The organism is Clostridium pabulibutyricum (genome assembly GCF_058242705.1).
Window position 1 is genome coordinate 1 of sequence record NZ_JBZAYZ010000026.1, and the last position, 11,662, is coordinate 11,662.

At 40.9% G+C, this 11,662-nt stretch carries 8 protein-coding genes, 1 tRNA gene and 3 rRNA genes; 2 read left to right on the top strand and 10 right to left on the bottom strand.

Annotated elements, in window-relative coordinates:
* Nucleotides 1–20 precede the first annotated feature (20 nt).
* Nucleotides 21–1,531, bottom strand: a 16S ribosomal RNA gene (locus AC4CVH_RS15915).
* A 362-nt stretch (nucleotides 1,532–1,893) separates the two neighbouring features.
* Nucleotides 1,894–3,027 carry a pyridoxal-phosphate-dependent aminotransferase family protein gene (locus AC4CVH_RS15920; protein ID WP_490788706.1) on the bottom strand — a complete coding sequence of 378 codons (1,134 nt, stop codon included), beginning with the start codon at nucleotides 3,025–3,027 and terminating at the stop codon, nucleotides 1,894–1,896.
* Between the two features lie 145 nt (nucleotides 3,028–3,172).
* Between AC4CVH_RS15920 and AC4CVH_RS15925 the strand changes: the two genes are divergently transcribed.
* Nucleotides 3,173–3,784 carry a uracil-DNA glycosylase gene (locus AC4CVH_RS15925; protein WP_490788707.1) on the top strand — a complete coding sequence of 204 codons (612 nt, stop codon included), beginning with the start codon at nucleotides 3,173–3,175 and terminating at the stop codon, nucleotides 3,782–3,784.
* Here AC4CVH_RS15925 and AC4CVH_RS15930 read toward each other — a convergent pair.
* The 5 genes from AC4CVH_RS15930 to AC4CVH_RS15950 are packed head-to-tail and all read right to left on the bottom strand — an operon-like array spanning nucleotide 3,781 to nucleotide 8,053.
* Nucleotides 3,781–4,596: an alpha/beta fold hydrolase gene (locus tag AC4CVH_RS15930; RefSeq protein WP_490788708.1), complete on the bottom strand. Its 816-nt coding sequence runs from the start codon at nucleotides 4,594–4,596 to the stop codon at nucleotides 3,781–3,783. The two genes, AC4CVH_RS15925 and AC4CVH_RS15930, sit on opposite strands and share 4 nt — an antisense overlap.
* On the bottom strand, nucleotides 4,586–5,032 hold the full coding sequence (locus AC4CVH_RS15935) for a VanZ family protein (protein ID WP_490788709.1): 447 nt from the start codon (nucleotides 5,030–5,032) through the stop codon (nucleotides 4,586–4,588). The genes AC4CVH_RS15930 and AC4CVH_RS15935 overlap by 11 nt, the downstream gene beginning before the upstream one ends.
* Before the next feature lie 12 nt (nucleotides 5,033–5,044).
* Nucleotides 5,045–5,992 (bottom strand): M42 family peptidase, encoded by a 948-nt coding sequence (locus AC4CVH_RS15940; RefSeq protein ID WP_490788710.1) that lies wholly within the window; start codon nucleotides 5,990–5,992, stop codon nucleotides 5,045–5,047.
* A 58-nt stretch (nucleotides 5,993–6,050) separates the two neighbouring features.
* The gene (locus AC4CVH_RS15945; RefSeq protein WP_490788711.1) at nucleotides 6,051–7,043 is read right to left on the bottom strand and encodes a M42 family metallopeptidase; all 993 of its coding nucleotides are present in this window, start codon (nucleotides 7,041–7,043) and stop codon (nucleotides 6,051–6,053) included.
* On the bottom strand, nucleotides 7,034–8,053 hold the full coding sequence (locus AC4CVH_RS15950) for a zinc-binding metallopeptidase family protein (RefSeq protein ID WP_490788712.1): 1,020 nt from the start codon (nucleotides 8,051–8,053) through the stop codon (nucleotides 7,034–7,036). The genes AC4CVH_RS15945 and AC4CVH_RS15950 overlap by 10 nt, the downstream gene beginning before the upstream one ends.
* Before the next feature lie 104 nt (nucleotides 8,054–8,157).
* Here AC4CVH_RS15950 and AC4CVH_RS15955 point away from each other — a divergent pair, with 104 nt between their 5' ends.
* Nucleotides 8,158–8,658, top strand: coding sequence for an HD domain-containing protein (locus AC4CVH_RS15955; RefSeq protein WP_490788713.1), 501 nt, complete (start codon nucleotides 8,158–8,160; stop codon nucleotides 8,656–8,658).
* Between the two features lie 42 nt (nucleotides 8,659–8,700).
* Here the strand turns inward: AC4CVH_RS15955 and AC4CVH_RS15960 are convergent.
* From AC4CVH_RS15960 to AC4CVH_RS15970, 3 genes are all read right to left on the bottom strand, one after another.
* A tRNA-Lys gene (locus AC4CVH_RS15960) sits at nucleotides 8,701–8,776 on the bottom strand.
* A gap of 6 nt (nucleotides 8,777–8,782) precedes the next feature.
* A 5S ribosomal RNA gene (rrf, locus tag AC4CVH_RS15965) occupies nucleotides 8,783–8,899 on the bottom strand.
* 62 nt (nucleotides 8,900–8,961) lie between these two features.
* A 23S ribosomal RNA gene (locus AC4CVH_RS15970) occupies nucleotides 8,962–11,662 on the bottom strand; the annotation flags it as partial.

Sequence of the window (11,662 nt, forward strand, 5' to 3'; positions counted from 1 at the left end):
TCCATCCCTGTTCTCCCTAGAAAGGAGGTGATCCAGCCGCAGGTTCTCCTACGGCTACCTTGTTACGACTTCACCCCAATCACTAACCCCACCTTCGGCCGCGTCCTCTTACGTTAGACTGCGGACTTCGGGTGTTGCCAGCTCTCATGGTGTGACGGGCGGTGTGTACAAGGCCCGGGAACGTATTCACCGCGACATTCTGATTCGCGATTACTAGCAACTCCAACTTCATGCAGGCGGGTTTCAGCCTGCAATCCGAACTGAGGGCAGTTTTCTAGTTTGGCTCCACCTCGCGGTTTCGCATCTCTCTGTTCTGCCCATTGTAGCACGTGTGTCGCCCTGGACATAAGGGGCATGATGATTTGACGTCATCCCCACCTTCCTCCGCGTTAACCGCGGCAGTCTCGTTAGAGTGCTCATCTTTACATGTTAGCAACTAACAACAAGGGTTGCGCTCGTTGCAGGACTTAACCTAACATCTCACGACACGAGCTGACGACAACCATGCACCACCTGTCTCCCTGCCCCGAAGGGCTTCGCCTGTCTCCAGGCTATGCAGGGGATGTCAAGTCCAGGTAAGGTTCTTCGCGTTGCTTCGAATTAAACCACATGCTCCGCTGCTTGTGCGGGCCCCCGTCAATTCCTTTGAGTTTTAATCTTGCGATCGTACTTCCCAGGCGGAGTACTTAATGTGTTAACTGCGGCACAGAAGGGGTCGATACCTCCTACACCTAGTACTCATCGTTTACGGCGTGGACTACCAGGGTATCTAATCCTGTTTGCTACCCACGCTTTCGTGCCTCAGCGTCAGTTACAGTCCAGAGAATCGCCTTCGCCACTGGTGTTCTTCCTAATCTCTACGCATTTCACCGCTACACTAGGAATTCCATTCTCCTCTCCTGCACTCCAGATGTCCAGTTTGAAATGCAGCCCCCGGGTTAAGCCCGGGTATTTCACATCTCACTTAAACATCCGCCTACGCACCCTTTACGCCCAGTAAATCCGGACAACGCTCGCCACCTACGTATTACCGCGGCTGCTGGCACGTAGTTAGCCGTGGCTTCCTCCTCTGGTACCGTCATTATCTTCCCAGAAGACAGAGCTTTACGATCCGAAAACCTTCATCACTCACGCGGCGTTGCTGCATCAGGCTTTCGCCCATTGTGCAATATTCCCCACTGCTGCCTCCCGTAGGAGTCTGGACCGTCTCTCAGTTCCAATGTGGCCGATCACCCTCTCAGGTCGGCTACGCATCGCTGCCTTGGTAGGCCTTTACCCCACCAACTAGCTAATGCGCCGCGGGTCCATCTCAAAGCGGATTTCTCCTTTCATCCCGGATCCATGTGAATCCAGGTCTTATGCGGTATTAATCTCCCTTTCGGGAGGCTATCCCCCTCTTTGAGGCAGGTTACCCACGTGTTACTCACCCGTCCGCCGCTAGATTGTCCCCGAAGGGACTCTCTCGCTCGACTTGCATGTGTTAGGCACGCCGCCAGCGTTCGTCCTGAGCCAGGATCAAACTCTCATATTAAAAGTTCTTTCTGCTCATTACTGTTTATTTCAAAAGAATTGCTGGTTTGTTTCTTCAAGTTTCTGCTTGCTTTTTACTCTGTTTAATTTTCAAGGATCATTCCCGCCGTCTCCTCTGAGACAGCTTTTAAAGTATATCATCGTAATCTCTTTTTGTCAACATTTTATTTATCTTTTTTTTAAGATTTAAAATGTCGCTTCAAAATCAACCACGATTTGACACAACGTATTTCATTATATCATATAAACAGCAATTTCCTCAATTAACTACAATTATTATACCAGTTTAACCTTATGTAAGTGCAAAATACATTATTTATCTAACATATACTAGTACTGATACGCAAGGTTATGTTGACTTATTTATAAACTTTCAAGGAAAACAACTACCATGCTGCATTTGCACTCAAACCCAAAATGCTCAAGGCACTTCTGAAAAGCATACAGCGTATAGCATACTTTATCGACTCTGGCATTTTCACCCATATGTCCTATTCTGAAAACTTTTCCTTCAAGATATCCGAAGGCTCCAGCTATCATAACATTATATTTATCTGCCATATACTTTCTAAAACCTGTGTCTTCTATACCATGCGGCACCTCAACAACAGTAACCGTATTTGAATATCCATCTTCAGTATAAAGGTTCAGTCCTGCCTGCAAAACAGCTTTTCTCGTACTTTCTGAAATTTTCTTATGTCTTTCCAAAATATTTTTATCATTAAGTATATTTTTCACCGCTTCTCTAAACCCCGCTATATCACTTACCGGAGGCGTGTAGGGAAACCATTTGTTCTCATAATAATCTTTCCATATGGAAAGATTGCAATAAAAAGATTTTATGGGACTTCTCCTGTTTTCCATTGAATCAAACGCATCTTCACTTATACTTAGAACAGTAAGTCCTGGAGGTGCAGAAATACATTTTTGAGAACCACCTATGACTATGTCTATATTCCAATTGTCAACTTCAATATTTTCCCCTCCCATAGCTGCAACACTGTCAACTACTGTAAGTATCCCCCTTCTTTTAAGAATGGGACATATTCTTGATATATCATTTAAAACCCCAGACGGAGTATCACAATGTACAACTGTGGCATATTTGAAATCTGCATCCTTGTCCAGAAAATTTTCCAATTTTTCTACATCTATTTCCTTTCTCCTATCCTGCTTGAAATATACAACTCTTCCTCCATACAAACTTGCAAATTCTCCGAAGCCTTCACCAAATATTCCATTATCAATTACAAGTACCCTATCTCCTTCTTCTGTTAATGATGCACATGCAGCTTCAATACCCAGTATACCTTCACCACTTAGTATCAAAACCTGATTGTCGGTCTTTAGAAGCTTTGCAGTTTCCTCACAAGTCTTTCTATAAAATTCATAAAAATTATAATCCAAATCGGGATTAGTACATCTTTCTGCCCTGGCAAGCCTTACATTTTCTCTCACTTCAGTAGGTCCAGGTGTCATTATGTATGGAATTTTCATAATATTAGCCTCCAAAATTACTACAATTTATTTGGAATTGATTATAACATCTTTATATTACATCTCAAAATGTATTGATACATTTACACAATTATTGTTAAAATAACATATAAATAATATCTTTTAATCAGAAAGGAACATTCTCATGGATATAAAAAAGTACTTAGAAGAGAAAATAAAATCAATATCTGAAAATTACAATGCCGCTCCTACTGGCGGATATATTACAGGTGATGGTCCAATACCCTGCCGCATAATGTTTGTGGGAGAAGCTCCCGGAAAAACAGAAGTAATTGAAGGCAAACCTTTTGTCGGTATGGCAGGCAAAACTTTTGAAAAATATTTGAACCTGGCTGGTCTTGAACGAAACGACATAAGAATAACAAATACATGCTTCTTCAGACCCGTAAAAATAACAGAAAATAAAAATGGAAAGGAAAGTATAAGTAATCGAACACCCAAGGTCTCCGAGGTAAACTTGTTTAGAGATATATTAGATCAGGAAATTGACTTTGTTGATCCCAAGATAATAATTACACTTGGAAATATACCTCTAAAAAGACTGACATCTTTCAAATCAATTGGTTCATGCCACGGAAGTCTCTATTACAATAAAGAACTTGGCAAGTATATATTTCCCATGTATCATCCTTCATCACTTACATACAACAGGAATGCAGAATTTGAAGGCATCTACAAAAAAGACTGGATAAATCTCAAGGAAGTCCTAAAAAAAATTCAGGATAATCCCTCTTAACATTTTTCAACCCTGGCTATCCACTCATTTACCATAGCATTAAACAAATCTTCTTTTTCGATCTGAAGATTGTGTCCTGCTCCATCAAGAACTGCAAAGGTGGCTCTTGGATAATTGTCCATGATATTCCATGCATCCTTATATCCCGCTCGTGAATCCTGGCGTCCTAAAAGCATCAGGACAGGTTTATCAAATTTCTTTTTCATTTTATCTACATCAAATGAAAATCCATATCCTGTCCTCTTAAATTTCTTGAGATAATTCATCCTTTCCTCTCTTATTCCGGATATAACTTCATTCACATACCTGTTATAAATTTTTCGGTTTTGTGTAACCAGTACGGCATTGAAGTTTTTAGCCTCTTTTTCACCCAACTCGGATAATAATTCATAATCCTTGAAAACAACAGCATGCTCAGGTAAATTTCTCTCCTTGATTTCTGGAATCACAACAGGACATACAAGGAGAAGTCCATCTATCATATCTCCCATTCTGTATATAATCCCCCTGGACAAATAACCGCCATATGATTCCCCTGCCAGCAGAAATCTTGTATCAGGTATTATATTATTTATAAAATCAACTATGACATCAAGCATATCATCTGAATTTTTCATATTTGGCAATATACCGGACTCCCCCATTCCAGGCAAGTCAATGTATATTCTTCTATAATTTTTGTTATGAAAGACAGGCTCCATACATCCTTCCATAAGCTTATGATCCGCAGCATAACCGTGAATCATAAGTACAGGCTTTCCAGAGCCAAAAACTTCATAATTTATCAGCATATTTTTCAATCTACACTTCATATTCCCCTCTTAATCCCCCTTTTCTCTTTCTAAGAAAATTTAAAATAAAAGCAAAAAACCCACCGGATGTATCTATCAAAACATCTCTTATCCTTGATGATCTTCCATAAATAAAAAGTTGATGAATTTCATCCGAACAGGCATATAAAAATACTACCGCCATGGAAATAATAAGTGCACGTTTTACATGCGCTTTCCTGTAAATTGCATTAAAGAGCAACATATACAATATAAAGTATTCCATGAAATGAGATACCTTTCTCACTGCAAAATTGGCCAAATTTCCAAATATGCTGTTAAGATTTATTCCAATTTCATTGAAGATAAACACCACATATTTACTTTTTTCATCCGATATGTTCCCTGCTTGATTTGAAAATTCAAATATCACAATCATCCAGAAAAAAACCAGCAACCATTTAACTTTCTTATTCATATACAAACCTTTCTAAAGCATATTCTTTAACAATTCTATCGTATCATCCACATCATTCATTGAAATCATTTCAGAAATAGAATATTTATATCTGCATGGTATATCAATTTCTCCCGAAGGTATGCCTGAAAATTCTTTATGTAAAAGTTCACCCTCAGACTTGCCTCCGCCTATACTGTATTGAATTTTTACATCTGATTTCTCCGCAGCTTTTTCAAGCATTTGTTTTATATCTCTATGCATTATTATGGAATTGTCAAGTATTCTAAGCACGGGCCCTTTTTCTATGGATACATTCTCATTAATATTATCCACCGTCCTGGCATCTTTTGTACCTACAACAATAGCATAATCAGGTTTTATATCACACGCTGCAGCCCTTGCACCAACCCCACCAATCTCACCCTGAGAGGAAAATACAAAATAAACTTCTTCGTTGTAATTCTCCAGCTTTTCTATAAGCTTTAAAAGCACATAACATCCAACTTTATTATGCAGAAGCGGACTTATTATATTCTTGCTGTTGTTTCCAGCAATCAGATATGGACCTATAAGAGATGCTGTTTCCCCCTCGCTTATCTTGTTTAATACATCATCTCTGTTGTTCATTCCTATATCTGCTGTAATGTTTGTTTTACATGAAGATATCTTGCCTAAAGTGCCATTTTCAAATCGTATAAAACCATTTTCCACATACTGTTTTTTAAATTTTCCAATGCTGTCCATAACAATTGTTCCATCTTGATTCACACTTTCCACAATAAATCCTGCAGAATCAATATGAGAACATATCATAAGCTTATTCTTGCCTGAACCCTTTTTAACTATGATATTATTTATTTTATCTTCGTAAAACTTAATCTTGTTTTTATTTAAATGTAATTCAATCAGTTTTCTTATTTCATTTTCCCTTCCACTTACTCCATAAGAATTAATTAAATCTATTAGAAGATTATCCATAAATTTTTGCAGACAAAGCCTATCTGCATTTCAACTCCTTTCCATATACTGAAGCCTATTAAAAGCTTTCAAGGTACTTTGCGAGTATTTTTACAACATTATCATAATCTTTCATACTGCATGCAGATACAACTGAATTCATATACCTACACGGCATGAATATAGCACATATTTTAGAATCATACGATATAGAATTTACAGAAACTAAACCAGAAGTATCTTCCAATGAAGCTTCTCTCTGATAATTTAAAGAGGATTGTTCTGCTATATTTCTTATACAATCTACTGTCTCGTACTCAAAAATAGATTTTCCAAATTTATATGGTATAATCGGTCCCTTTCCCAAAGATATCCCCTTATCTCTTCTTTCAAAAACTGTATCCAATATTAAATATACATCGGGCCTGACATTATAATTTGCAACAATTGCACCTCTTCTTCCAACATTTTGCTGTACATCAAAACTGACGTACAAATCCACATTATTATACTCCCCTTCAAGTATATCAAGAAGTGCCATACATCCCATTCTATCATTAACTGTATTGGCTTCTACAACACCATTTTCAAATTCCTTATATTCAGTATCAAATACTCCAAAATCCCCAAGTTCTATATATTCTCTCGATTCCTTTTCAGATGACGATCCTATGTCTACGCAAAGCTCCGACACAGGCACCGTTTTCTTTCTTTCTTCCCGTGTCTGAAGATGAATCGGCTTTAATCCGATAACTCCATTCAGCCTGTTTTCTCCTATAATTACAGGCTTACAGTACAAAGACTTTTCATCAATATGTCCCAGTGGTAAAAATCTCAAGGTTCCATCACTATTGAAGGCAGTAACTATAATTCCTGTAGAATCCATATGCGATGACAAGAGAACCTTCTTCAGAGAATCCCCTTCTTTACTTTTTCTATGGACTAAAATATTTCCTATTTTATCAACTGAATAATTTAATTTCATAGCATCCAGCCTGGATTTTATTAAATTTCTTATATCATTTTCATACCCTGATGGTGACACGGCTTCACATAATTCTTTCAAAAACAAAGCAACCCCTCCATTTCACCCGGACTAATTTCTTTAATGAAGCTTGCAAGAAGTCTTCCCGTATTTCTTATATCCTCCATATTGACCACTTCAACGGAAGTATGCATGTATTTTATAGGGATTGATATTAAAAGAGTGGGTATTCCTCCAACCGCAGTTTGAATATCCCATGCATCCGTCCCGGTATTTCCCGGCTCAACTTCAATTTGATACGGAATAGAGTATCTATCTGCAATGTCCATTATTTTTTTTCTAAGATTACAATGAATATTAGGTCCAACACAAATTACCGGTCCTCCTCCAAGCTGACTTTCCCTCAGACTGTCACCCATATTGCCGCCATCAAAAGTTGTATCTACTGCTACTGCAATGTCCGGCCTTATATCGTAGCTTGCAATCTTAGCTCCTCTATATCCTACTTCCTCCTGACATGAACAAACAAAATCCACGCTGAAATCAGTATTCACATTTCTAAGCTCCTCACAGCATACGTAAAGTGACGCGATTCCCGCCCTGTTGTCAGCTGCCTTGCATGCTATATTATCATCCAACAGCCTCGATACTCTTCTTTTAAGTGTAACATAATCTCCTGTCTTTATTATAAATCCAAGTTTTTCAGTATTCATGAATGTATCTATATACATGTTTTCACAAGTAATTTCACAAGAATCTGCTTTTAAAACAACAACTCCACATATATCCTCTGTTCCATGCACAATAACCTCTTGTGATACAAGACTTTTAGGATCTATTCCAATGGCTTTGAATTGAATGAAACCTTCATCCATAACTTTTTCAACCATTAAAAAAACTTCATCTGAATGAGCCATTAGCATTACACTGTTTTTATATTTTCCTTTTTTATCTATACGCATATTATTTAATTTGCTCATACTGAATGAATTCCCATATTTACAAAAAGCCTCTTTCACAATACCGGAAAGGATATGCTCTCTTCCACTTGGAGCATGAGCTTCGCTTATTTCCTTAAAAAATTTAAAATCATCCATCTAAACTCTACCGCCTCACAATTAATTCATTATTTAATATTTTAGCACATAAATTTGATATGTTTTTAAAATTTAATTATAATTTTGTTTGGAGGTAATAAATCATGAAAAATATTATAAGTAATATTACAGAGAAAATGATAAGTTATTTTGGAAATGATGTAAGAAGAATAAATCATGCACTTAAAGTTTACAGTTTCAGCAAAAGCATAGGGGAACTTGAAAATTTAAACACGGAACAGATGGAAGTTCTTGAAATTTCATCAATATTACATGATATAGGCATAAAGGAAAGTGAAAAAAAATATAATAGTTCCGCCGGCAGCTACCAGGAGATTGAAGGCCCTCCAATTGCAAAAAAACTTCTTAAAGATGTGTGCCTTAAAGCGTCGACACTGGAGAGAATATGCTTCTTAATAGGCAATCATCACAGTTATCAAAATATTGACGATATAGACATTCAAATACTCATAGAAAGTGATTTTCTTGTAAATGCCTACGAAGACAACCTTGACATACAAAGCATAAAAAACATGAAATCCAAATACTTTAAAACCTCTTCAGGTATAAATTTTTTAACAAAAATGTACTTTAATAAGAACTAATTCTCCACATAAAAAAAGGAAGTATGTTAAAATACTTCCTTTTGGTGGCTCACCGGGGAATTGAACCCCGGACAACATGATTAAAAGTCATGTGCTCTACCAACTGAGCTAGTGAACCATACTTACCTGGCGGTTACCTATCCTCCCACAAGGCCTCCCCTGCAGTACTTTCGGCACTATGAAGCTTAACCTGCCTGTTCGGAATGGGAAAGGGTGTTGCCTTCACGTCATTGCCGCCAGATTATGTAGTTTTCAAGGGATCATTCTATTCCCTGAAAATTGCACAGCAGTATCATAATTTATTTGGTCAAGCCCTCGACCTATTAGTATCAGTCAGCTTAACATGTCACCATGCTTACACCTCTGACCTATCAACCTCGTGTTCTTCAAGGGGTCTTACCAGCTTACGCTGTGGGAAATCTAATCTTGAGGTGGGCTTCACACTTAGATGCTTTCAGCGTTTATCCCTTCCCGACATAGCTACCCAGCTGTGCTCCTGGCGGAGCAACTGGTGCACCAGAGGTCAGTCCATCCCGGTCCTCTCGTACTAAGGACAGCTCCTCTCAAATTTCCTGCGCCCGCGACGGATAGGGACCGAACTGTCTCACGACGTTCTGAACCCAGCTCGCGTGCCGCTTTAATGGGCGAACAGCCCAACCCTTGGGACCTACTTCAGCCCCAGGATGCGACGAGCCGACATCGAGGTGCCAAACCTCCCCGTCGATGTGGACTCTTGGGGGAGATCAGCCTGTTATCCCCGAGGTAGCTTTTATCCGTTGAGCGATGGCCCTCCCACGAGGTACCACCGGATCACTAAGCCCGACTTTCGTCCCTGCTCCACCTGTATGTGTCGCAGTCAGGCTCCCTTATGCCTTTGCGCTCTTCGAAGGATTTCCGACCCTTCTGAGGGAACCTTTGGGCGCCTCCGTTACTCTTTTGGAGGCGACCGCCCCAGTCAAACTGCCTGCCTAACAATGTCCCGTGACCAGGTGATGGCCGCCGGTTAGAATTCCAGTACTGTCAGGGTGGTATCCCAAGGATGGCTCCGCCAAGGCTAGCGCCCTGGTTTCCATGCCTCCCACCTATCCTGTACAGACAATACCGAAACTCAATGCTAAACTGCAGTAAAGCTCTACGGGGTCTTTCCGTCCAATCGCGGGTAGCAAGCATCTTCACTTGCACTACAATTTCGCCGGATTTGTTGTCGAGACAGTGCTCAAATCATTACGCCATTCGTGCGGGTCGGAACTTACCCGACAAGGAATTTCGCTACCTTAGGACCGTTATAGTTACGGCCGCCGTTTACTGGGGCTTAAGTTCATACCTTCGCCTTGCGGCTTAGTATTCCCCTTAACCTTCCAGCACCGGGCAGGCGTCAGCCCCTATACTTCAGCTTTCGCTTTAGCAGAGACCTGTGTTTTTGATAAACAGTTGCTTGAGCCTATTCTCTGCGGCCCCTTTCGGGGCACTCCTTATCCCTAAGTTACGGAGTTAATTTGCCTAGTTCCTTAACAACAATTCTTCCGATGGTCTTAGGATTCTCTCCTCACCTACCTGTGTCGGTTTGCGGTACGGGCGCAGCCCTGCTCCATAGAGACTTTTCTTGGCAGCGTGAAATCGGATACTTCTCCAAAATTGGATCCCTGTAACACCCCAGCATTGATAGAGCGGATTTTCCAGCTCTACCTGCCTCAGTGCTTAGACACACATCCAACAGTGTGCACATCCTATCCTTCTGCGTCATCCCATCTGTCAAACGCATGACTGCGGTATCGGAATATCAACCGATTGTCCATCGCCTACGCCTTTCGGCCTCGGCTTAGGTCCCGACTAACCCTGGGCGGACGAACCTTCCCCAGGAAACCTTAGGTCTTCGACCAATAAGATTCTCACTTATTTCTCGCTACTTATGCCAGCATACTCTCTCCTGTACAGTCCACAACTCCTTCCGGTGCTGCTTCAATCCGTACAGGATGCTCCTCTACCACCCTTTCGGGTCCATAGCTTCGGTGGTAAGTTTTAGCCCCGGACATTTTCGGCGCAGGACCTCTTGACTAGTGAGCTGTTACGCACTCTTTAAATGAGTGGCTGCTTCTGAGCCAACATCCTAGTTGTCTTAGAAATCCCACATCCTTTTCCACTTAACTTACACTTTGGGACCTTAGCTGATGATCTGGGCTGTTTCCCTTTTGACTACGGACCTTATCATTCGCAGTCTGACTGCCGTGATTCAAGTATATGGCATTCGGAGTTTGATAGGGTTCGGTAACTGTTGTCAGCCCCTATCCCATTCAGTGCTCTACCTCCACTACTCATTCACGACGCTAGCCCTAAAGCTATTTCGAGGAGAACCAGCTATCTCCGAGTTCGATTGGAATTTCTCCGCTATCCACAGCTCATCCCATGGTTTTTCAACACCAACGTGGTTCGGTCCTCCACGGAATTTTACTTCCGCTTCAACCTGGCCATGGATAGGTCACTCGGTTTCGGGTCTACAGCATGCAACTTCCCGCCCTATTAAGACTCGGTTTCCCTCCGGCTCCGCACCTTAAGTGCTTAACCTTGCTGCATACCGTAACTCGCTGGCTCGTTCTACAAAAAGCACATCGTCGCACGTTAAAGTGCTTCGATCGGTTGTGGACACACGGTTTCAGGTTCTATTTCACTCCCCTTCCGGGGTTCTTTTCACCTTTCCCTCACGGTACTGCTTCACTATCGGTCACCAGGTAGTATTTAGCCTTAGGAGGTGGTCCTCCCTCATTCCCACAAGGTTTCTCGTGTCTCGTGGTACTCTGGTACGGACTCGGATTTTTCGGCTTTCGCCTACAGGGCTTTTACCTTCTTTGGCGGAGCCTTCCAGCTCTCTTCAACTTTCCTATTATCCGGTTATGTCCGCCCGAACCCCAGGAACAAGTTCCTGGTTTGGGCTCTTTCCCTTTCGCTCGCCGCTACTTAGAAAATCGATTTTTCTTTCTCTTCCTCCGGGTACTTAGATGTTTCAGTT

Bases quoted from the DNA above. Each gene is read 5' to 3' on its own strand.
- AC4CVH_RS15920 (WP_490788706.1), bottom strand. From the start codon at position 3,027: ATGAAAATTCCATACATAATGACACCTGGACCTACTGAAGTGAGAGAA.
- AC4CVH_RS15925 (WP_490788707.1), top strand. From the start codon at position 3,173: ATGGATATAAAAAAGTACTTAGAAGAGAAAATAAAATCAATATCTGAA.
- AC4CVH_RS15930 (WP_490788708.1), bottom strand. From the start codon at position 4,596: ATGAAGTGTAGATTGAAAAATATGCTGATAAATTATGAAGTTTTTGGC.
- AC4CVH_RS15935 (WP_490788709.1), bottom strand. From the start codon at position 5,032: ATGAATAAGAAAGTTAAATGGTTGCTGGTTTTTTTCTGGATGATTGTG.
- AC4CVH_RS15940 (WP_490788710.1), bottom strand. From the start codon at position 5,992: ATGGATAATCTTCTAATAGATTTAATTAATTCTTATGGAGTAAGTGGA.
- AC4CVH_RS15950 (WP_490788712.1), bottom strand. From the start codon at position 8,053: ATGGATGATTTTAAATTTTTTAAGGAAATAAGCGAAGCTCATGCTCCA.
- AC4CVH_RS15955 (WP_490788713.1), top strand. From the start codon at position 8,158: ATGAAAAATATTATAAGTAATATTACAGAGAAAATGATAAGTTATTTT.